Genomic DNA, 22,562 nt, shown 5'->3' on the forward strand with positions numbered 1-22,562 from the left:
AAAGCATTAGCCTCATTGGGAAGTTAAAGATATTTTTAAATGCCATCAGTTGTCGGCTTTGTGCTGTCGGCTGATGACCGATAGCTGATGGCTGATTTTTATGACTATTGACTCTTATTTCGTTTTATCTGTTTTTATCGGAACGATTATTGGCTTGATTAAATTTCAGCAGCGACCTGCGCTTGTTTTTGGTATTTCGCTGTTGATTTTATTTGTCTCAAATATGGTGAGTACTGAGCAGGTTGTGTCGAGCTTTTCTAATCAGGGATTGCTGACCTTAATACTGTTGCTGGTATGTTCGCTTGCCCTTGAAAAAACCCGGTTTTTAAGGATGATTGCCACTAAGGTCATTCATAAAAGCTACGGCAAGACCTTTCTCCATCTGTTCAGTTTTACGGTTTTATCTTCTGCCTTATTAAATAATACCGCGGTCGTCTCTACTATGTTGGCGCCGATCCGCAATAATCCTTACCATGCCGGCAGTAAACTACTGCTGCCGCTTTCCTATGCGGCTATTTTGGGCGGCACGCTGACGCTGGTTGGTACTTCTACTAACTTAATTGTTAATAGTTTGGTGTTGGGCGCCGGATTACCTTCCCTTTCTTTCTTTGATTTTACCCTGGTCGGATCCTGTCTGGTGATTACCTGTGGCTTGGCGTTATGGTTTTTATCGCGCTTTTTACCTGATCATCATGTTAATTCTGAAGTAATACAAACTTACTTTATCGATGCGAAAGTAAGTGAAAAATCGACCTTAACGGGTAAAACTATTGAGGAAAATGGTTTACGCCAGTTGCAATCGTTATTTTTGGTTGAGATTGCGCGCGGACAACATCTGCTTAGCCCGGTGTCGCCGAGCGAAGTACTGCAGGCAAATGACCGTTTAATTTTTAGTGGTGATGTGACCAAAGTTAAGCAATTAGAGCAATTTGATGGTTTGTCTATTTTTGCCAATCATCAGGGGTTATTACTGGATAATCTCACTGAAGTGGTGATCCGTCCTGAAAGCGTTTTACTGGGAAAATCCTTAAAAAAAGCCGGATTTCGTGCTTTGTTTGATGCGGCCGTGGTGGCCATTAAGCGCGATGGTGAAAATTTATCCGGCAAGCTCGGTGAGGTTGCTTTAAGATCCGGGGATTATCTGGTCTTAGCGGTTGGTGAAGATTTTAAATCACGGCGTAATATCAGTAAAAACTTTATTGTCGTCAGCGGTGTTGAACTTGATTCAATGCTTAGCGGAGGCAAGGCACTACTGGCCACCTTAGGTTTTTTTGTTGCTATTCTCGGCTCGGCATTAGGTCTTTTTACGCTGTTTAAAGGTTTGATCGTTTTACTCGGATTATTGCTGCTGACCAACAGTGTTACGCCAGGTGAGTTATTGCGCAGGTTGCCCGTTGAGCTGTGGTTAATTATCTCTTCTGCTTTAGTACTTTCTTATTCATTCAATAATAGTGGTTTACTGGAGGGATTTGCTCTTTTGGTGGACAGTTATGCGCTTACCCTATCACCCTTTTATGCGCTGGTTATTATCTATATATTAACCTGGTGGTTAACTGAACTGGTCACCAATAATGCCGCAGCCGCGCTGATATTTCCCATCGCCTATGGACTGGCGGTCACTCTGGATGCTAACCCGATGGCCTTTATTATGGCCGTCGCCTTTGGTGCCAGCGGCAGTTTTGTCAGCCCCTACGGTTATCAGACTAACCTGATGGTATTTAATGCCGGGCAATACAAGTTAAGTGATTTTGTAAAGATTGGCTTACCTATTAGTATTATTTATGGGGTTGTTGCTGTCACAGCGATTACTCTGGTTTTTGGATTATGAAGAAATAGCTGTCAGTTATCGGCTTTCAGCTGTCAGCCGATAGCCGTCAGCCGAATGCTAATATTTTAAGGAATTTTATGTCTACCCCCTATATTAATAAAGAAGTGGATGGCGATAAGTCATCGGATGTTGTTTGGCATCAGACCGCGGTTTCGCATGATGCGCGTGTTAAATTAAACGGTCATAAACCAGCGGTCTTATGGTTTACCGGGTTAAGCGGGTCGGGTAAATCGACCGTTGCCAATGCGGTGGATTATATGCTCCATGAATTGGGTGCTAAAACCTATGTGTTAGACGGTGATAATATTCGTCATGGTTTAAATGGTGATTTGGGTTTCTCCGATGAGGGGCGTGTCGAAAATATCCGCCGTATTGGAGAGGTTTCTAAATTATTTGTGGATGCCGGTTTACTGGTGTCCAGTGCTTTTATTTCGCCTTTTAATGCGGATCGGCAAATGGTGCGTGATCTGCTGGCGGAAGGGGAGTTTATTGAAGTGTTTATCGATACCCCGCTAGCCGTTTGCGAACAGCGTGATCCGAAAGGGCTGTATCAAAAAGCGCGCGCTGGCGAAATTAAAAATTTCACCGGCATAGACTCGGCTTATGAGGCACCAATATCAGCAGAAGTGATTGTTAAAACCGCTGATCTATCTATAGAAGAATGTGCACAACAAGTTGTACAGTATCTAAAACAGCAGCAGTATATTTGAGAGCGGCCGTCAGTCGCCAGCTGTCAGTCGTTAGTCGTCAGCTGATAACTGATAGCTTGTTTTTAAGGATTATTATGAATTACGATGTTTTTAATGGTGATGCGGATGGCATTATCGCTTTATTACAATTGCGTCTGGCCTTTCCGCAGGAAAATAAGTTAATAACCGGGGTTAAGCGCGATATAAATCTTGTTGCGCAGGTTGATCCTGCTGCCGGTGAACAGTTAACCGTGCTTGATATCTCGATGGAAAAAAATATCGAGGGGGTAAAGCGCGCTTTATCGAATGGCGCTCGAGTTTTTTATGCCGATCATCATCGCTCGGGTGAAATTCCTGTGCATGAAAACTTACAGGCCAATATCGATTTAGACGCTGATACCTGTACCGCTTTGATTATTGATAAATTACTTGATGGACAGTTTCACGCGTGGGCGATTACAGCCGCTTACGGGGATAACTTAATAAGCAAGGCTAATCAGTTAGCGGCGAATGCAGGATTGACTAAAGTTCAGGCTGAGCTGCTTAAAGAGCTTGGTACTCTAATTAATTACAACGGTTATGGTGCGAAGATCGATGATCTTCATTTTGATCCGGCAAGTTTGTATCGGTCACTGCTGAAATACCCGTCTCCGCTGGATGTTATTGCCGATAAGGCCTCACCCTTTAAACAATTGCAGCAGGCCTATCAATCGGATATGACCGAGGCATTGGCAATAAAGGCAAAACATAGCAGTGCGCTGCTGTCTGTTTATCTTTTGCCTAATGCCGCATGGGCGCGCCGTATTGGTGGGGTATATGGCAATTTACTTGCAAATCAAGATCCCGATTCTGCTCATGCCGTATTAACCGAAAATGCCGATGGCAGTTATTTGCTTTCATTACGCGCACCGCTGAGCAATAAACAGGGGGCGGGTGAACTCTGCAGTCAATTTGTCACCGGAGGCGGACGTGCTGCTGCCGCTGGGATTAATAAACTGCCTAAGGATAAATTGAACTCATTTATTGATAGCGTTGAAAGTTTTTATCAACTTTAACGTTGAAAACAAGGCTGAAGGACTGCAAGGATAAAACAGGCTGGAAAGTTGAAACAAGGTCGGAGGGCTGAAATGCCTTAAAGCTGGAAAGCGCCTTGACGCCTTCGTGCCTTACCGTCTTTTAGCGCAGACGATTTATTATTTATTTGTGCAAGTTAAAATTAATCGTCTGATTTTTTTATTTTGCCATAATAATTGGTTTTATTGCTTTCGTCTTTTTGGGTCTTTTCCGCTGTGGCGGCAGTAGGTACCGTATTCTGCTCTGCTGCTGTAGTATCTTCAACCGCTTCTGTTTTAGGCTCTGCTTTTTTTACGCGAATAAAATTACCCGCTAATTTATAACCGTTTAATGTTTTCATCGCAGCTTTTGCTTCGCCAACTTTAGGCATCTCGACAAAACCAAAACCTTTTGATTTTCCTGTCGCTTTATCAAGTACTAAGCTGCAAGACTGCACGGTGCCATATTCTACAAATAAGCTTTTTAGTTTTTCTTCAGTGGTTGCCGTAGCAAGGTTACGTACTAATATTTTCATGGTTCACCATTTTTGCATTAAATAATTTTGAGTAGGTTATTTTAGCAGGTATTTATCTTTATTTCTGCCTGTTATTCACCGAGTGAATAAAAACAGATTTTAAAGGATTCTATTGATCGGCCTATTGTGGGTGATTAAAAGCCTTGCTCTCTTTTGATAATTGACGGAAATTTCGATAATTGACGGAAAAATTTTATACATTTCAGGCGAGACTGTTTTGCAGCTTGCAGTGGTTAGATTATTCTCAATAAAAAACAGGTTTTGCCAGACAGCATAAAAGCAATATCTATCATTATCTGGGGCTGAATTTAAACATTCATTGCAATATTAATTCCAGAGTACACTGTTATTCGCTTCTAATGCGACAGTGGGGCTAACAATGTATTTACCCGTGGAATAAGCACCTATGGCAGCACCAACATATGTGATGAGGCATCCAGCATCACTTGCCGAATTGTCACCTAACTGATACTGACGGTATTCAATTAATGAATATACCGCGCTATTGATTGCGAATTCCACCCAGGCGCTATTTTGCTCAGGAACATATCTATCGACTATAACCACGGTAATACCGGCGGAAACAGCACCGCCGGCAAAATGCCCAATTTCACTGTTAAAGCTTGAATTTCCCTGTGCCTGAGTATTTAAAGAGATCAGCAGAAAAATAAAAAATGCAATGACTTGTTTCATAGTGCATCGATTACAATTGAGGTGATTACAAATTGCCTATTAATATATTAGCACATCCTTTTTCGACCCTATTTATGGGAAGACTAATTTCAATTGAGCGTTGTTGATAGGAACGAAAGTGAGATTCGAAGCGGATGGGAAACAGGCTTCGGTCTAAAATGAAAAACGCTTATATTCTATAGGTTGCGATTGCTGATATTAAATGAATTACTTAGTTGAATTTGCTATAATCGCGAAAATATATTTATGAATCCTTTTAAAAATTATTGTGTGCAGGCTTGTGCACAAAATTAGAGATACTAAAGAATGACAAGTAAAGACATTATAGAGAATGTACAAAAGAGAAGAACATTTGCAATCATCTCTCACCCCGATGCGGGTAAAACAACGATCACTGAAAAAGTCTTATTATTCGGCAACGCGTTACAAAAAGCGGGTACCGTTAAGGGGAAAAAATCAGGTCAGCATGCAAAATCCGATTGGATGGAGATGGAAAAAGATCGCGGTATCTCTATCACTACCTCGGTAATGCAATTCCCCTATAAAGACAGATTAGTTAATTTATTAGATACTCCGGGGCATGAAGATTTCTCGGAAGATACTTACCGTACTTTAACTGCTGTTGATTCCTGTTTAATGGTTATTGATGCAGCAAAAGGTGTTGAGCAGCGTACTATTAAATTAATGGAAGTCACCCGTTTACGTGATACACCGATTATTACATTTATGAATAAGTGTGACCGTGAAACACGCGATCCGGTTGATTTGATGGATGAAGTTGAAGCTGTCTTAAATATTGCCTGTGCGCCTATTACCTGGCCTATTGGCATGGGCAAAGAATTTAAAGGCATTTATAACCTGTTAAATGATGAAGTTATACTTTATTCATCGGGTCAGGGGCACACTATTCAAGAGGTGCGTACTATTAAAGGGCTGGATAATCCAGAGCTTGAAAGTATTTTACCTAATCATATTCACGACCTGCGTGAAGAGTTGGAATTGGTTTTAGGTGCTTCTAATAAATTTGACCATGAGCTGTTTTTAAAGGGTGAATTAACTCCCGTTTATTTTGGTACTGCACTGGGTAACTTTGGTGTTGACCATTTTCTTGATGGCCTTGTTGAGTGGGCGCCAAAACCATTATATCGTGAAGCAAAACAGCGTATTGTTGAGCCCATTGAAAATGATTTTTCCGGGTTTATTTTTAAAATTCAAGCAAATATGGATCCTAAACATCGTGATAGGATTGCTTTTATGCGTGTTTGTTCAGGAAAATATGAAAAAGGCATGAAAATGCATCATGTCCGTACCGGTAAAATGGTTAGCATTTCCGATGCGGTTACTTTTATGGCGGGTGATAGAACCGCGACCGAAGAGGCATATTCCGGTGATATTATCGGTTTACACAACCACGGTACCATTCAAATTGGTGATACATTCACTAGCGGCGAAACGCTTAAATTCTCCGGTATTCCTAACTTTGCACCAGAAATGTTCCGTCGTATTCGTTTGACCGATCCGCTCAAACAAAAACAGCTGCTGAAAGGCTTGATGCAACTTTCTGAAGAAGGTGCAGTACAAGTTTTCAGGCCACTGCGCAGTAATGATTTAATCGTCGGTGCTGTTGGTGTGCTTCAATTTGAAGTGGTCGTACAACGTTTAAAATCTGAATACAAAGTCGATGCTATTTATGAGGCTATTCATGTTGCAACGGCCCTGTGGGTTGAAAGTGACAACCCGCTTAAAATGGCTGAATTTGAGCAAAAAGCTTACGATAATTTAGCCTTAGACGGCAGTAATAATCTGACTTATATTGCGCCGACTATGGTTAATCTCAATCTCGCTATCGAACGCTATCCGTCTGTTCGCTTTAGAAAAACCCGCGAGCATTAATTCACTTCGCTTCTCAGGGGCAGGGTTATTTGAATCTGCCTTTACAAAGCATCTGAAGATAGTTTTGATACTACAGACATAAGCCTAAGCGCTGCGTTTATGTCTTCCTTTCCCTTATTTAATTTACTGCCTATAATATGAATTTATTTTCATCGATGAGACTCCATGTTTATAGATAGTCACTGCCATCTGAACTTTGCCTGTTTTGATATTGAACGCGAAATGTTGCTGCAACAATTACAACAAAATAATATTACAAAACTGATTATTCCGGCGACCCATAGGGCGCAATGGCGGCAGATAAATGAATTGTGTGAAAGCCACCCTAATTTGTATTATGCATTAGGGTATCATCCGCATTTTCTCGATCATTTTAAGCCTGGTGATTTGCAATATTTACAAACACTGCTTGAGAACAAAAATGCGCAGTGTGTTGCACTGGGAGAAATTGGCTTAGACAAATTTTCTAAAACAGCGATCCAGATTCAAGAGCCTATTTTCACAGAGCAGTTAAAAATAGCGGATCAACTTGGTTTACCGGTTATTTTACACGTTGTTAAAAAACAGGGCCGGGTGTTGGAGATCTTACGCCAGTTAAACTTTACTCAGGGAGGGGTTTATCATGCCTTTTCAGGTAGTTACGAGGTGGCTTTAGATTTTATTAAATTAGGCTTTAAAATTGGGGTTGGCGGGGTGATAACCTATCCAAATTCACTGACCACGCGAGAAACTATCTCACGATTGCCGCTTGAGTCATTAGTTTTAGAGACAGATGCGCCCGATATGCCTCTCTACCAGCAACAGCAAGCTAATAATACACCGCTTAATTTGTTGCATATCTTTGAAGCGTTAGCTAGCTTACGGAGCGAATCAAAAAAATGTTTAGCCTCGCAACTTTATGCAAATACTCGTTCATTATTTTCTTTAGGCAATGACTAAAGCTGAAAATTACCGTAAAATGAGCGCTTATCCCGATAGTACAAACACAAAAATTGTGTCAAAAAAGGTAATTTTTAATGGTTAAATATCCAATGACAGCTAATGGCGCTGCTAAATTACGTAGCGAATTGGAGCAGTTAAAAAACGTCACTCGTCCTCAGATTGTCAAGGCAATTGCGGAAGCTCGTGAGCACGGTGATTTAAAAGAAAATGCGGAATACCACGCAGCACGTGAACAACAAGGTTTTTGTGAAGGACGTATTCAAGATATTGAAGCTAAATTATCCAATTCGCAAATTATTGATATCACTAATATACCCAATAACGGCAGGGTTATTTTTGGTACGACTGTCACTATTGTTAATATCGATACCGATGCAGAAGTGAGTTATAAGATTGTTGGTGATGACGAAGCGAATATAAAGATAAATTTAATTTCAGTCAGCTCGCCGATTGCACGTGGTTTGATTGGAAAAATGCTCAATGATGAGATTTCAATAGTCACCCCCGGTGGCACTATAGAATATGAAATTATCAGTGTTCAATATATTGCATAGTTTTATAAAAAAGTACAAAAAAGCCCAGTGAAACTGGGCTTTTTTAATAATGCTTACGCTAATTATTTACGTGGTAGCTCTATTTTTTTATCTTCACTTGGTCGGTATAAAACCACAATGTGGCCGATTTTAGTGACATTAAGTGCTTCAGTTTCACGCACAATAGCATCAATGATAAGCTGTTTCATTTCACGATCATCGGTTGCAACTTTAATTTTGATGAGTTCATGGTGGCTAAGTGCATTTTCTATTTCAGCTAATACGCCTTCCGTTAAGCCATTTTGCCCTAATAGAACAACTGGTTTTAAGCTATGGGCAAGGCCTTTTAAGTATTGCTTTTGTTTATTTGATAAATTCATGCATATTTCTTTCGTTTAAGGGTTGAAAATAAAGCATTCTACCCTTAAATAATAACCTTTACTATTTTGATTTTTATTTATCCCTGTTTATTGTTTTAAATACCGGAGATGACAACATTAAGGAATAAATTGATGGCACAAAAAGACCATCCGAACGGACCTAAAAAAAGTGCGTCGGCAAGCTCCAAGCGTTGGATGCATGAGCATGTAAATGACTTTTATGTAAAAGAGGCCACTAAAAAGGGATTACGTTCCCGCGCTGTATTTAAACTGGAAGAGATCAATAAAAAGGACAAATTAATTCGTCCCGGCATGACCGTTGTTGATTTAGGGGCTGCACCTGGAAGCTGGTCACAGTGGGCTGTGGATACTGTCGGTTTAAAGGGCAAAGTGATTGCCTGTGATATTCTACCCATGGATTCGATTGCAGGCGTTGATTTTTTGCAGGGAGATTTTCGGGAAGAAGCGGTTGTAAATGCGTTGTTGGGACGAATTGCAGGTAATAAAGTCGATGTAGTTCTCTCTGATATGGCGCCTAATATGACCGGCACAGTGGGTATCGATCAGCCTAAATCAATGTACCTTGTTGAGCTTGCTTTGGAAATGTGTCGGGAAGTATTAGTTAAAGACGGCAGTTTTGTCGTTAAAGTATTTATGGGGAGTGAATTTGATCTATTTATGAGTGAAGCGCGTAAATGCTTTAAATCGGTAAAAACCCGCAAACCTGACTCCTCTCGTTCAAGGTCACGAGAAGTGTATGTTGTTGCAACGGGTTATAAAGAGCAATAATGATTGCGGCTTGAATTGTAGAGCCACTGTCCCTATATTAACAATGATTGCGGCTTGAATTGTAGAGCCACTGTCCCTATATATTAACAATGATTACGGCTTGGATTTTAGGGCCACTCTAATTAGTATTAACAATGAGTTCGACTTGGATTGAAAGTCACTGTCACTAATTATTAACAATGATTTTGCGTGGTTAGACTCAGTAAGAGAATGCGCTAAGTATATTTACTAGCGACACTTTTTAAACTGTAGTAATCTATTATAATATTTATGTTTCTTAACAAGAGGTTTACATCTTGAACGATATGGCAAAAAACCTGATATTGTGGTTAGTCATCGCAGTAGTATTGATGTCTTTATTCCAAGGCTTTGGAAAAGACGATGCAAAACGGTCTCAAATAGACTACACAACATTCGTAAAAGAAATTAGCGGGGGACAAATTCAGCAAGTTCAAATTGATGGAGAAGTTGTCAAAGGGATTAGAAATAATCAAACGCCTTTTGTTACTTATATTCCATCGCCGGATCTGGATCTTTTAAATGATCTAATTAAGAATAATGTACTCGTTGAAGGTACTCCTCCGGAAGAAACAAGCTTTTTAACCTCTATATTTGTTTCCTGGTTCCCGATGTTATTATTAATTGGCGTCTGGGTTTTCTTCATGCGTAATATGCAGGGCGGCGGTAAAGGCGGCGCAATGTCATTTGGTAAAAGTAAAGCCAAGTTGATGGGTGAAGACCAAATCAAAACAACCTTCGCCGATGTGGCCGGTTGTGATGAAGCCAAAGAAGATGTTAAAGAATTAGTTGATTACTTAAAAGATTCAACCAAATTTCAAAAGTTAGGTGGCCGTATTCCAACGGGTGTATTACTTGTCGGACCTCCGGGGACAGGTAAAACTCTGCTTGCAAAAGCCATCGCTGGTGAAGCTAAAGTGCCATTTTTCGCCATTTCCGGTTCCGATTTTGTGGAAATGTTTGTTGGTGTTGGTGCATCCCGTGTACGTGATATGTTTGAGCAAGCTAAAAAATCATCTCCTTGTATCATCTTTATTGATGAGATTGATGCCGTAGGTCGCCAGCGTGGCGCAGGTATGGGTGGCGGTAATGATGAGCGTGAGCAAACCTTAAACCAAATGTTAGTTGAGATGGATGGTTTTGAAGGTAATGAAGGTATCATTGTTGTTGCTGCAACCAACAGACCCGATGTGCTTGACCCCGCGTTATTAAGACCCGGCCGTTTCGATCGCCAGGTTGTTGTTTCTTTACCGGACGTACGTGGCAGAGAGCAGATTTTAAATGTTCATATGCGTAAAGTCCCTCTGTCTGATGATGTTAAAGCAAGTGTTTTAGCACGCGGTACACCGGGATTTTCTGGTGCGGATTTGGCCAATTTAGTGAATGAAGCGGCACTGTTTGCGGCACGCAGTAATAAGCGTACCGTCAATGCCGATGATTTCGAACAGGCCCGCGACAAGATTTTAATGGGTGCCGAGCGTCGCAGCTTAGTGATGACGGAAAAAGACAAAGAATCAACTGCTTATCATGAAGCGGGTCATGCGATTGTGGCCAAATTAGTACCACAGCATCATCCTATTCATAAAGTGACTATCATCCCCCGCGGACGGTCATTAGGGGTAACGCAGTTTTTACCTGAAGGTGATCAGATCAGTCAAAATCGTACTGAGCTTGAAAGTAGTATTTCAGTGGCTTACGGCGGCCGAATCGCTGAAGAACTTATTTACGGTCTTGATAAAGTGTCAACCGGCGCATCACAGGATATTAAACAAGCTTCTGCGATTGCCCGTGCGATGGTCACAGAGTGGGGCTTCTCAGAAAAATTGGGTCCTATTCTATTAGCGGTAGATTCCAATACGTTACGCTCTAATCTTCTTTCTCCGGAAACCGGAAGAGTTATCGATGACGAAGTGAAATTCTTCATTGAGAAAAATTATCAGCGGGCAGAAAAAATATTAACCGACAATATCGATATATTACATGCAATGAAAGATGCACTAATGAAATATGAAACGATTGATACGGCTCAGGTTGATGATTTGATGGCGCGTATTGAGGTTCGTCCGCCATCGGATTGGACTGACGAAGCTGAGGTTGTGGCAGAAAAAGCAGTTGTTGAGGAAGCTTCTACCGACTCAAAGGATAAACAATCAGAAGTTGATCTAAGCAAAGAAGAAAGCAGCGCTGAAAAAACCTCGCAGGACGAAAAAGATAAATAGTAATCAAAGCTGATTTATTTTATAAATGACTACTAAAAAACCTAAGCTTGCTTAGGTTTTTTTATTACGGAGCATTATGCAGTTAATAAGCGGTTCTAAAATCCTCGACTTGAGCGAACCTAAGGTAATGGGGATTTTAAATGTAACACCGGATTCTTTCTCAGATGGCGGTCGTTTTTCGAATATCGATAATGCCCTTAAGCAAGCTCAAAAAATGCTTGCACAGGGTGCCAGCATTTTGGATATCGGTGGTGAGTCGACTCGCCCCGGGGCATTCGAGGTTAGTGAGCAGCAAGAGTTAGACCGTGTTATACCGGTTATTGAAAAAATAAATCAGCAGTTTGATTGTTGGATTTCGATTGATACCAGTAAAGCTAAGGTGATGCAGGCGGCCGTTAATGCGGGCGCCAATCTGATTAATGATATTCGCGCACTGCGCGAAGAGAACGCATTGGACGTTGCCGTTAAAGCGAATGTCCCGGTATGCCTGATGCATATGCAGGGGCAGCCGAGAAGCATGCAAAGTGCGCCTGAATATAAAGATGTGATCGAAGAGGTAAAAACTTTTTTGTTACAACGTGCTGAAATTTGTATTAATGCCGGTATCAAGAAAGAAAATATTATTTTAGATTTAGGCTTTGGTTTTGGTAAGCAGCTCTGCGATAATTATGAGCTATTAGCGGCAACTAAGCAGTTTGTTAAATTGAATTATCCTATTTTAACCGGTCTTTCTAGAAAATCCATGTTCGGACAACTGCTCAATCGTGATCCAAATCACCGCCTCGCAGGCAGTCTTGCCGGGGCTTTAATCGCTCTGCAGCAGGGCTCGCAAATTATTCGTGTGCATGATGTTGAAGAAACCGTCGATGTCATTAACGTATTAAAAGCATTAAATTCTTTTAAAAAATAAACTTATTAAGAAGATGAGATAACCATGAAAAAAAAATATTTTGGTACCGATGGCATTCGCGGCAAAGTAGGTGCTTCATTAATTACACCTGAATTTGCTTTAAAACTCGGTTGGGCTGCAGGGCGCGTTCTTGGAAAATCGGGTTCAAAAAAAGTGTTAATCGGTAAAGATCCGCGTATATCCGGATATATGCTGGAGGCCGCTTTGCAGGCCGGACTTGCTGCGGCAGGTTTACGCCCGGTATTAATGGGACCTATGCCAACACCCGCCGTTGCCTATTTAACCCATACTTTTCGTGCGACCGCAGGCATCGTTATCAGTGCTTCGCATAATCCATACTATGATAACGGTATTAAATTCTTTTCCGATCAAGGTACTAAATTGTCAGAAGAGATTGAACTGGAAATCGAAGCGGAAATTGACAAAGAATTAAAATGTGTTGATTCAAGTGAGTTAGGTAAAGCATACCGAATCGAAGATGCCGCAGGGCGATACATTGAGTTTTGTAAAAGTACGTTTCCGTCAAAATACGACTTAAATGGCTTAAAAGTAGTTGTAGACTGTGCAAATGGGGCTACCTACCATATTGCGCCTCTGGTCATTAGTGAACTGGGCGCCGATGTCATCGCAATGGGGGTTGAACCGAATGGTCTGAATATTAATTTAAACTGCGGTGCTACGAGCATGCAGGCCATTTCAGAACGGGTTGTTAAAGAACAAGCGGACTTTGGTATTGCCTTTGATGGTGATGGTGACCGGGTGATGATGGTTGACCATACGGGCTACATTTTGGATGGTGATGAACTGCTGTATATCATTGCGCGTGATAAATTACGCTCAGGTACGTTAAGGGGAGGGGCTGTTGGCACTAAAATGTCTAATCTCGGGCTGGAGCAGGCACTAAAAACCTTAGGCATTCCCTTTGAGCGTTCCGATGTGGGAGACCGTCATGTCATGGAACTGATGATTAAGAATAATTGGTGCATTGGCGCGGAAAATTCAGGCCATGTAATCTGTGCAGATCACCTTCCGACGGGGGATGGTATTGTATCCGGACTGCAGGTCATCAGTGCGATGCAGAGCAGTCGTATGAAATTATATGACCTGCGCCAGGGGATAAAAAAATATCCGCAAATTTTACTCAATTTACGTTTTGATAATAAAGTCGATCCTCTGCAGGACAAAGATGTGTTGACAGAAGCCAAACGTATTGAAACATTACTTGGTGATAAAGGGCGCGTTTTACTGCGTAAATCGGGCACTGAACCGGTATTTCGTATTATGGTTGAAGCGGATGAAAGTGAAAAAGTTGTACGCAGTTATGCGCAATCTATTGCCGATAAAGTAAAGGTTTAGTCTAAAAAATTAGATAAAGTCAGGATACGTTTTTGTCTGAATTTTAAGCGGTCAAGCGTTTATCCGTTTAAAATCATAAAATAGTCTCTTTATTCTCTTGTGATTAGTGACGCTTTTCGGTAATATTCGTCCGCTTCTGCGAACGAGTTCAATGATATTTTTATAGTGAAATTAGGTATGTGTTTATGTATGAGATGCTGTTAGTTGTTTATTTAATTGTTGCAATAATCTTAATTGGATTTGTATTGATTCAACAAGGTAAAGGCGCGGGAATGGGGGCTTCATTTGGCTCTGGCGCTTCAAATACAGTATTTGGTGCAAGTGGTGCGGGTAATTTTATGACGCGTACAACTGCGGTACTGGCGGTTTTGTTTTTTGCTTTAAGCTTAGTGTTAGGTAATCTTTCAACTAATAAAGTAACTGCAGACCAAGAATTCTCAAATCTAGAAATTGAACAAGTTGTTGATACCCCTGTTGAAATAGATACATCGGGCGATATCCCAGAATAAAAAATAAGCGGATATGGTGAAATTGGTAGACACGTAGCCTTGAGGGGGCTATGACTTAGGTCGTGAGAGTTCAAGTCTCTCTATCCGCACCAATTATATACTCAAATTATTTTAAAATGCTCAATCTGTATATTTAAGTAGTTCGAGTATAGTGTAAAGTGATTGCTTATAAATAAGGGTTTCGCTATAATGGCGCACCTAAATACAGACATAAGAAAATTTGACTAGTGATGGATTTATGTTCTGTAGAGATAGGCAATATTTTAGGTAAATCCTAAAATAGCATTACATTCGATATTGTATTTCTAATAACAATATCTTGTTCAATTTATTGAACAACATGAATGAAGCTCCAATTTATTGGGGCTTTTTTGTTATTTACGAAGTTGAAATTTAATTTTATCTATCGTGAAGTGACAACTTATGCTTGTTTTTAACAAACATAAGTTGTTAATTAATTAGGGCTGTATGCCCTTTTTTTGTTTCTGAAAGGGGATAAGTTTGGCAAGTTTAGAAGAACGTATAACTGAAATGTTAGCTCCAAGTGTTGAAGATCTTGGTTACGAATTAGTGGGTATCGAATATATTCGTGCAGGTAAACATTCAACTTTGCGTGTTTATATTGATCAAGAACAGGGTATTTTGGTTGATGACTGTGCCGCAGTAAGTCGGCAGGTTAGCGCAATTATGGATGTAGAAGATCCCATTACTAATGAATATACGCTTGAAGTTTCATCTCCCGGTCTGAATCGTCCGCTCTTTAAGGCGGAACATTATCAAACTTTTGTCGGAGAAGTGGTGAAAATACAATTAAGAATGCCGATTCAAAACCGTCGTAGGTGGAAAGGTGTCATTGTTTCTGCCGAGGATGAAATCATTTGTCTCAATGTAGACGGCAGAGAAGAGCGTTTTGCATTGAGCAATATTCAAAAAGCGAATATTGTTCCAAAATTTGATAATTAAGGCGATTACAGATGAATAAAGAAATTTTACTGGTCGTAGAAGCGGTCTCTAATGAAAAAGGGCTTCCACGTGAAGCGATTTTCCAAGCATTAGAAAGCGCCCTAGCGATTGCAACCAAAAAGAAATATGAAAACGATATAGAAGTGCGTGTTGAGATTGACCGTGAAACGGGTCAGTTTGAAACTTTTCGTCGTTGGTTAGTGCTTGAATCTGAAGCGAAGATGGAAAATCCATGTCGCGAAATGACCTTTGAGGCTGCTGAATATGATAGCCCTGAGATTGAAGTTGGCGACTATATAGAAGATGAAATTGAGTCAGTAACATTTGACCGAATTACCACGCAAACAGCTAAACAAGTGATTGTGCAAAAAGTACGCGAAGCTGAACGTGCTCAAGTTGTCGCGCAGTATGCTGAACAGGAAGGTGAGCTAATTACCGGTATTGTGAAGCGCATGAACCGCGATAACATTTTACTGGACTTAGGCGGCAACGCTGAAGCCGTTATCTTTCGTGATGAGATGTTACCTCGCGAAAATTTCCGTCCGGGAGATCGTCTGCGCGGTCTTTTATTTGCCGTTCGACCTGAAGCGCGAGGCGCACAACTTTTCATGACCCGTACGCAACCGGAAATGCTGATTGAGCTTTTCCGTTTGGAAGTGCCTGAAATCGCTGAAGAGATGATTGATCTGATGGGTGCTGCTCGGGATCCAGGTTCGCGTGCAAAAATTGCCGTGAAATCAAATGATAAACGCATTGACCCTATTGGTGCTTGTGTTGGTATGCGCGGTGCGCGTGTACAAGCTGTTTCCAGCGAATTAGGTGGCGAGCGTGTTGATATCATTTTGTGGGATGACAATCCTGCGCAATTTGCAATTAACGCAATGTCGCCCGCCGACGTTGTTTCAGTTGTGGTTGATGAAGACTCTCACAGCATGGATATTGCTGTTGAAGAAGATAATTTAGCTCAAGCTATCGGACGCAACGGTCAAAATGTACGTCTGGCATCTCAACTTACGGGTTGGGAACTTAATGTCATGACAGTAGTACAATTGCGCGAAAAACATCAAGCAGAAGCTGCTAGCGTGATCGGTGTATTCACTGAAGCACTTGAGATTGATGAAGATTTCGCTGCTGTTCTGGTAGAAGAGGGTTTCAGTTCATTAGAAGAAATCGCTTATGTACCAATCAATGAATTGTTAGAGATTGACGGCTTAGATGAAGCGCTTATTGAAGAGTTACGCTCTCGTGCGAAAGACTATTTAGCCACTAAAGCACTAGCAGAAGAAGAAGGCCTAGAAGATGCTAAACCAGCAGATGATCTTTTAGCGCTTGAGGGTTTAGAGGGTCATTTAGCATATGTGATGGCAAGCAAAGGTATTATTACTCTTGAAAATCTTGCCGAGCAAGCTGTTGATGATTTGCTTGAAATTGAAGAACTAAACGAAGCAAAAGCAGGGGAGCTGATCATGGCTGCTCGTAACATCTGTTGGTTCAGTGACGACGCTGAATAAGCATCAGATAGGAGAAATAATAATGTCAGATATGTTACTTAAAGAGCTTGCTAAAGATTTAAACAAATCAGAAGAAGTTTTAGTTAAACAGTTCGCAGATGCCGGTATCAAAAAATCAGCGTCAGATAAGGTGAGCCTGGAAGAAAAACAAACGTTAACTACTTTTCTGCAAAAGCAGCATGGTGGTGAATCAAAAATAAAAATGACCTTACAACGTAAGACAAAAAGTACCTTAAATGTGAAAGGTTCTACGGGACAGGCTAAAGCCGTCCAGGTTGAAGTGCGTAAAAAACGTACTTACGTGAAACGGAGCGAAAGCGAAATTCAAGAAACTCAAACAGCAGAATTAGCAGAGCAACAAGCTGAAAATGCTAAACTACAAGCAGAAATTGAAGTTAAAAAGTTACTTGTAGAAAAAGCACAAGCAGAAAAACTGGCTGCTAAAAAAGAAGCTGATGAAAAAGCTAAAAAGGCAGCAGCTGCTAATAAAGAAAAACAAACTGCCGCTAAATCTGAAAAAACAGCAGAGCAAATAGCGTTAGAAAAAGAAGCTGCAGCATTATTGAAAAAAGCAGATCAAGAAGCATCGGCTAAAGCAGAGCTTGAAGCTGCACGTCAAGCTGAAGAAGCGAAAAAACTCGTTGAAGAAAACTCCGCACGCTGGGCTGAAGAAGAAGTTGCACGTAAAAAAGCAGCTGAAGGTGGAAATTATCATATAACCTCATCAAAAGAGGCACAGGCAGCGGAAGATGCACTGGACTCTAAAGCTGAGGGACCTTCTCGTCGCAAGAAGAAGAAAAAAGCACCCGTAGAAGAGAAATCTCAAGGTCGTCGTTCACGTCGTGGTAAAAAACAACGTCCATCAACACCTTCAGCTTTACAACAGGCATTTGAAAAACCAGCTGCTCCTGTTGAGCGTGATGTAAAAATTGGTGAAACCATTACGGTTGCAGAACTTGCTAATAAAATGGCGGTTAAAGCCACTGAAGTTATCAAGGTGATGATGAAAATGGGGGCTATGGCCACCATTAACCAAGTCATTGACCAGGAAACAGCAACCATTGTTGCTGAAGAGATGGGTCATAAAGTTATTCTAACCAAAGAAAATGAGTTAGAAGAATCGGTAATGGCTGAGGCGCAACAAGGCGGCGTAAGAACTTCTCGCGCACCTGTTGTAACTATCATGGGTCACGTTGACCACGGTAAAACATCACTGCTGGATTACATTCGTCGTGCAAAAGTTGCTGACGGAGAAGCGGGTGGTATTACCCAGCATATCGGTGCTTACCATGTAGAAACTGAGAAAGGTATTATCTCATTTTTAGACACACCAGGACATGCGGCCTTTACGTCAATGCGTTCTCGTGGTGCTAAGTCGACAGATATCGTTATCTTAGTGGTTGCTGCCGATGATGGTGTTATGCCACAAACGATTGAAGCAATTCAACATGCTAAAGCGGCTAAAGTTCCGCTGATTGTTGCGATCAATAAAATCGACAAAGAAGGTGCCGATTTTGAGCGGGTTAAAAGTGAACTTTCTCAGCATAATATTATTTCTGAAGAATGGGGCGGTGAGAATATCTTCGCTTACGTTTCAGCAAAAGTGGGTACCGGTGTTGATGGTCTGCTAGACAGTATTCTTCTACAAGCTGAAATGTTAGATTTATCAGCAGTCGCAAGCGGTCCTGCAGCGGGTGTCGTGATCGAATCTCGTCTTGATAAAGGTCGTGGTCCGGTTGCTTCTATCCTTGTTCAGCAGGGTGAATTGAAGCTCGGTGATATCGTCCTTTGTGGTCTTGAATACGGCCGTGTTCGTGCGATGCGCGATGAGAACGGTAAAGCGATTGAAACAGCGGGTCCTTCTATTCCTGTTGAAGTATTAGGTCTATCGGGCGTGCCAATGGCAGGTGATGAAGCGACTGTTGTTAAAGATGAGAAAAAAGCGCGTGAAGTTGCGTTATATCGTCAAGGTAAATTCCGTGATATCAAACTTGCTCGTCAACAAAAAGCGAAACTTGATAACATGTTTGCCAATATGGAAGCCGGCGAAGTTTCTGAACTTAATATCGTGCTTAAAGCGGATGTTCAAGGTTCACTTGAAGCTATCTGTGAGTCATTAAACAAACTATCTACCGATGAAGTTAAAGTTAATATCATCGGTCGTGGTGTTGGTGGTATTACTGAAACAGATGCTTCTTTAGCTTCTGCTTCCGGTGCCATTGTTATCGGCTTTAACGTACGTGCTGATGCATCTGCCCGTAAACTTATCGAGAATGAGGGCGTTGATCTTCATTACTACAGCATCATTTACGGTCTGATCGATGAAGTACGTGCCGCAATGAGCGGTTTATTAGCACCTGAATTTAGACAACAGATCACCGGTATTGCAGACGTTCGTGAAGTCTTTAAATCTCCTAAAATTGGCGCAATCGCCGGTTGTATGGTGACCGAAGGTACTATCAAACGTAATAATCCAATCCGTGTTTTACGTGAAAATATCGTAATTTACGAAGGTGTACTTGAGTCCCTACGCCGTTTCAAAGATGACCTCAGCGAAGTGCGTAATGGCATGGAATGTGGTATCGGTGTTAAGAACTATAATGATGTACGTGTAGGCGATCAAATAGAAGTATTTGAAACCATAGAAATTAAAAGAACTTTATAAGTTTAAAGTTGCCTTAACGTAAAGAATGGAGGCTTAAGGCCTCCATTCTTATTTAAAAAGAATAATCATCAGCGTGCTGATGAAGGAGTAAAAAATGCCAAAAGAATACAGCCGAACTTCACGAGTATCTCAACAGGTTCAAAAAGAACTTGCGCGTATATTACAGCAGGAAGTTAAGGATCCACGCATTGGAATGGTTACCATCTCCGGTGTAGATGTCACTCGTGACCTTGCCTACGCAACAGTATTTGTGACCTTTTTAACCATTGGTGACCAAACCAATGATGAGTCTCTTGAAGGCCTGAACGCCGCAGCGGGATATATTCGCCGCTTATTAGGCAAAGCCATGCGTTTACGTATCGTGCCTGAAGTTCGCTTTACCTTTGACAGTACACTGACCGAAGGTTTACGTATTTCAGAGTTAGTCAGTGGTGCAGTAAAAATTGATCAGACTAAATTAGCTGCGTCAGATAGAACGGAAGAGGACGACGAATAATGGCAAGACGGGGAAAAGGGCGTTCGATAAATGGTATTATTTTATTGGATAAACCCACAGACATCAGCTCAAACCATGCATTACAACGTGTTAAGCGTATTTTCTTTGCTAATAAAGCGGGACATACGGGCGCGTTAGATCCACTTGCTACGGGAATGCTGCCCGTTTGTTTAGGTGAAGCAACCAAATTTTCTCAGTTTTTACTCGATTCCGATAAACGTTATATTGTCACCGCTACCTTAGGTGTGCGCACCACCACCAGTGACTCTCAGGGTGATGTCGTTAGCGAGCGTCCGGTTAACGTTACTCAGGCGCAGCTTGATGATGCATTAGACACTTTCCGCGGTGATATTATGCAGGTGCCGTCGATGTTTTCTGCCTTAAAACATAAAGGCCAGCCTCTTTATAAATATGCGCGCGAAGGTATTACTATTGAGCGTGAAGCGCGACCCATTAGCGTTTATGAAATTAACCAATTACGTTTTGAAGGTAATGAAGTGGATTTAGATATTCACGTTAGTAAAGGGACTTATATCCGTACTATAGTTGATGACCTTGGTGAACTATTGGGCTGTGGTGCCCACGTGTCTGTATTACGCCGTACGCAGGTCGCCGATTATCCATACGATAAAATGGTCACTATCGACCAATTAGAGTCATTGATTGAGCAGGCGAAAGAGTCTGATGTCAGCCCCTATGACTTATTAGATCCGCTGTTGCTTGATATGGACAGTGCGGTAAAAAAATACCCGGAAGTTAATGTCTCAGAAGAGATGGGTGATTATGTACTGCACGGTCAACCTGTACAGGTTTTTGGTGCTCCCGATAATACTATCCTGAGGATCACCGTTGGTGAGGCACATACCTTTATTGGTGTTGGTAAAATGAACGATGCAGGTTTAATTGCCCCAACCCGTTTAGCTAATTTATAACCTTTAAGTTTTATGATCCTATACCTTAAGTGATTAAGGTTTTTTACCTAACCGGATCTACATGTAAACAGCCAATGATGGACATCATGACTAAATTAGACTTTTCTCAGATAAATAAAAATGCAGCCAACTCATTCAATGAGCAGCGCAATGTTATCAAAAAAATAGGCAAAGGCGGAACGGTGCTTTGCTCGACCTGCCGGCTGCCTCTTAAATTAAGTGTTTCGGCATTAAATACAAGTGGCCTTAGTTGTGAAAAAGGTTGTACAAATATAGCACTGGAATTAGAGATCTAATCGACATTTGAAAATATTGAAAAAAATGACTGATTCCTCTGTTTTTAACTGATTTGGATACACAACTAAAATTAAAAAGCGGCTCTGTAAACCATGTCTAACGTCTGAATACAAAAAATAAAATGACAATTATTAATAGTTACTGCAAGCCGTCACTCCCCTATAAAACACCGATAATCACCACGCAAAATATGCTTTGCCGGCAACAAGTTGTCGGTAATACATTTTAGAAATAGTGTTTTTACATTATTCGATTTAGCTGATAAAGTTAAGTATTATCTAAGATAGACTGTTTTAGTACCCACTATAGACCGTCTCAGCACCCGCAAATCGTTGCACTATGAAAATAATAACAATGATAAATTCATTAAAAAGGATCATAAAATGAATCTAAATTCGGTATTAAAAGCAATCGCCTTATCAACCGTAGTTTTGTGTACTAGCCTGCAGGCTAAAACCGTTTATGTTGCTACTACTGCCATTGTCGAGCACCCTGCACTTGATGCTGTTCGTGATGGTATTAAAGAGGTACTCAATGAAAATGGCTACACAGGCGATCAACTGAAATTTACCTACGAGAGCGCGCAAGGGCAACCTGCTATCGCGGCTCAAATTGCGCGTAAAATGGTCGGTGATGCACCCGATGTTATTGTTGCTATTGCGACGCCTTCTGCTCAGGCTGCGGTAAGCGCCAGTCGTGGTATTCCGGTGGTGTTTTCTGCTGTAACTGATCCAGTCGGTGCCAAGCTTGTGCCGCGCTTAATTCAACCTGGTGGAAATGTCACCGGCTTGTCAGATATGGTTAACGTGAGACAGCATCTTGCTTTAATTAAAGAATTTATTCCCAACTTAAAAACAGTTGGCGTGCCGTATAATCCCGGTGAAGCTAACTCGGTAGCCATCGTTAATGCTTTAAAAGAAGCCGCTTCAGAGATGGGGATTACGATTGTTGAATCCGCTGCGCCCAAATCATCCGATGTAATGATTGCCAGCAAGCAACTGATAGGGAAAGTCGATGCTATTTACTGCCCGACAGATAATACTATTATTAGCGCTTTTGAAGCGGTTGTAAAAGTTGGTATCGATGCTCAAGTGCCGGTCTTTGCCGCTGATACAGGTTCGGTCGAACGTGGTGCTGTCGCGGCCGTTGGTTATGATTATGGCGATCTTGGCCGTCAAACGGGCGACATCGTTGTACGTATTCTAAAAGGTGAAAAACCCGGCTCGATTGATGTCAAAATGGCCGAGGGTACCAGCCTTTTTGTTAATACCACTATGGCCGCTAACATGGGTGTAGCAGTACCTGCTGATGTGCTTAAACGAGCAACCCAAATAATTAAATAATGAGTAGT

21 protein-coding genes and 1 tRNA gene are annotated in these 22,562 nt (G+C 41.3%); 19 read left to right on the forward strand and 3 right to left on the reverse strand.

Going from position 1 to position 22,562, the window contains the following annotated elements; genetic code table 11:
• The first annotated feature begins 100 nt into the window (after positions 1-100).
• From ACJAZP_RS14765 to ACJAZP_RS14775, 3 genes are all read left to right on the forward strand, one after another.
• Entirely contained in the window at positions 101-1,828 is a 1,728-nt protein-coding gene (locus tag ACJAZP_RS14765) for an SLC13 family permease (protein ID WP_415231509.1), read from the forward strand.
• Positions 1,829-1,905: 77 nt separating this feature from the next.
• The gene (cysC, locus tag ACJAZP_RS14770; RefSeq protein WP_415231510.1) at positions 1,906-2,538 is read left to right on the forward strand and encodes an adenylyl-sulfate kinase; all 633 of its coding nucleotides are present in this window, start codon (positions 1,906-1,908) and stop codon (positions 2,536-2,538) included.
• Positions 2,539-2,612: 74 nt separating this feature from the next.
• Entirely contained in the window at positions 2,613-3,572 is a 960-nt protein-coding gene (locus ACJAZP_RS14775) for a DHH family phosphoesterase (protein ID WP_415231511.1), read from the forward strand.
• Positions 3,573-3,733: 161 nt separating this feature from the next.
• Here the strand turns inward: ACJAZP_RS14775 and ACJAZP_RS14780 are convergent, their stop codons facing one another.
• Both ACJAZP_RS14780 and ACJAZP_RS14785 read right to left on the reverse strand, forming a co-directional pair.
• A complete protein-coding gene (locus ACJAZP_RS14780; RefSeq protein WP_415231512.1) occupies positions 3,734-4,105 on the reverse strand; it encodes an RNA recognition motif domain-containing protein in 372 nt (123 codons plus the stop codon).
• Between the two features lie 327 nt (positions 4,106-4,432).
• Positions 4,433-4,798 (reverse strand): hypothetical protein, encoded by a 366-nt coding sequence (locus ACJAZP_RS14785; protein ID WP_415231513.1) that lies wholly within the window; start codon positions 4,796-4,798, stop codon positions 4,433-4,435.
• Between the two features lie 306 nt (positions 4,799-5,104).
• Between ACJAZP_RS14785 and prfC the strand changes: the two genes are divergently transcribed.
• From prfC to greA, 3 genes are all read left to right on the forward strand, one after another.
• Complete coding sequence (prfC, locus tag ACJAZP_RS14790) at positions 5,105-6,691, forward strand: peptide chain release factor 3 (RefSeq protein WP_415231514.1); 1,587 nt, start codon at positions 5,105-5,107, stop codon at positions 6,689-6,691.
• A gap of 165 nt (positions 6,692-6,856) precedes the next feature.
• Complete coding sequence (locus ACJAZP_RS14795; protein ID WP_415231515.1) at positions 6,857-7,630, forward strand: TatD family hydrolase; 774 nt, start codon at positions 6,857-6,859, stop codon at positions 7,628-7,630.
• 77 nt (positions 7,631-7,707) lie between these two features.
• On the forward strand, positions 7,708-8,187 hold the full coding sequence (gene greA / locus ACJAZP_RS14800; RefSeq protein ID WP_415231516.1) for a transcription elongation factor GreA: 480 nt from the start codon (positions 7,708-7,710) through the stop codon (positions 8,185-8,187).
• 62 nt (positions 8,188-8,249) lie between these two features.
• Here the strand turns inward: greA and yhbY are convergent, their stop codons facing one another.
• A complete protein-coding gene (gene yhbY, locus ACJAZP_RS14805; protein WP_415231517.1) occupies positions 8,250-8,546 on the reverse strand; it encodes a ribosome assembly RNA-binding protein YhbY in 297 nt (98 codons plus the stop codon).
• A 132-nt stretch (positions 8,547-8,678) separates the two neighbouring features.
• Between yhbY and rlmE the strand changes: the two genes are divergently transcribed.
• From rlmE to ACJAZP_RS14870, 13 genes are all read left to right on the forward strand, one after another.
• Positions 8,679-9,335 carry a 23S rRNA (uridine(2552)-2'-O)-methyltransferase RlmE gene (gene rlmE / locus ACJAZP_RS14810; RefSeq protein WP_415231518.1) on the forward strand — a complete coding sequence of 219 codons (657 nt, stop codon included), beginning with the start codon at positions 8,679-8,681 and terminating at the stop codon, positions 9,333-9,335.
• A gap of 296 nt (positions 9,336-9,631) precedes the next feature.
• Positions 9,632-11,572 carry an ATP-dependent zinc metalloprotease FtsH gene (gene ftsH, locus ACJAZP_RS14815; protein ID WP_415231519.1) on the forward strand — a complete coding sequence of 647 codons (1,941 nt, stop codon included), beginning with the start codon at positions 9,632-9,634 and terminating at the stop codon, positions 11,570-11,572.
• Between the two features lie 76 nt (positions 11,573-11,648).
• Positions 11,649-12,482: a dihydropteroate synthase gene (folP, locus tag ACJAZP_RS14820; protein ID WP_415231520.1), complete on the forward strand. Its 834-nt coding sequence runs from the start codon at positions 11,649-11,651 to the stop codon at positions 12,480-12,482.
• 24 nt (positions 12,483-12,506) lie between these two features.
• On the forward strand, positions 12,507-13,838 hold the full coding sequence (glmM, locus tag ACJAZP_RS14825) for a phosphoglucosamine mutase (protein ID WP_415231521.1): 1,332 nt from the start codon (positions 12,507-12,509) through the stop codon (positions 13,836-13,838).
• Between the two features lie 185 nt (positions 13,839-14,023).
• A complete protein-coding gene (gene secG, locus ACJAZP_RS14830) occupies positions 14,024-14,347 on the forward strand; it encodes a preprotein translocase subunit SecG (protein ID WP_415231522.1) in 324 nt (107 codons plus the stop codon).
• Between the two features lie 7 nt (positions 14,348-14,354).
• A tRNA-Leu gene (locus tag ACJAZP_RS14835) sits at positions 14,355-14,439 on the forward strand.
• A 409-nt stretch (positions 14,440-14,848) separates the two neighbouring features.
• A complete protein-coding gene (gene rimP / locus ACJAZP_RS14840) occupies positions 14,849-15,310 on the forward strand; it encodes a ribosome maturation factor RimP (RefSeq protein ID WP_415231523.1) in 462 nt (153 codons plus the stop codon).
• An 11-nt stretch (positions 15,311-15,321) separates the two neighbouring features.
• Entirely contained in the window at positions 15,322-16,821 is a 1,500-nt protein-coding gene (nusA, locus tag ACJAZP_RS14845) for a transcription termination factor NusA (RefSeq protein WP_415231524.1), read from the forward strand.
• A gap of 22 nt (positions 16,822-16,843) precedes the next feature.
• Complete coding sequence (infB, locus tag ACJAZP_RS14850; RefSeq protein WP_415231525.1) at positions 16,844-19,486, forward strand: translation initiation factor IF-2; 2,643 nt, start codon at positions 16,844-16,846, stop codon at positions 19,484-19,486.
• A gap of 94 nt (positions 19,487-19,580) precedes the next feature.
• Complete coding sequence (gene rbfA, locus ACJAZP_RS14855; protein WP_415231526.1) at positions 19,581-19,982, forward strand: 30S ribosome-binding factor RbfA; 402 nt, start codon at positions 19,581-19,583, stop codon at positions 19,980-19,982.
• Entirely contained in the window at positions 19,982-20,914 is a 933-nt protein-coding gene (gene truB, locus ACJAZP_RS14860) for a tRNA pseudouridine(55) synthase TruB (protein WP_415231527.1), read from the forward strand. The genes rbfA and truB overlap by 1 nt, the downstream gene beginning before the upstream one ends.
• A gap of 86 nt (positions 20,915-21,000) precedes the next feature.
• On the forward strand, positions 21,001-21,210 hold the full coding sequence (locus ACJAZP_RS14865; protein ID WP_415231528.1) for a hypothetical protein: 210 nt from the start codon (positions 21,001-21,003) through the stop codon (positions 21,208-21,210).
• 384 nt (positions 21,211-21,594) lie between these two features.
• Positions 21,595-22,554 (forward strand): ABC transporter substrate-binding protein, encoded by a 960-nt coding sequence (locus tag ACJAZP_RS14870; RefSeq protein ID WP_415231529.1) that lies wholly within the window; start codon positions 21,595-21,597, stop codon positions 22,552-22,554.
• The last annotated feature ends 8 nt before the right edge of the window (positions 22,555-22,562 follow it).

Origin of the sequence: Psychromonas sp., from assembly GCF_047632955.1 — a bacterium.
Taxonomy (GTDB): domain Bacteria; phylum Pseudomonadota; class Gammaproteobacteria; order Enterobacterales; family Psychromonadaceae; genus Psychromonas.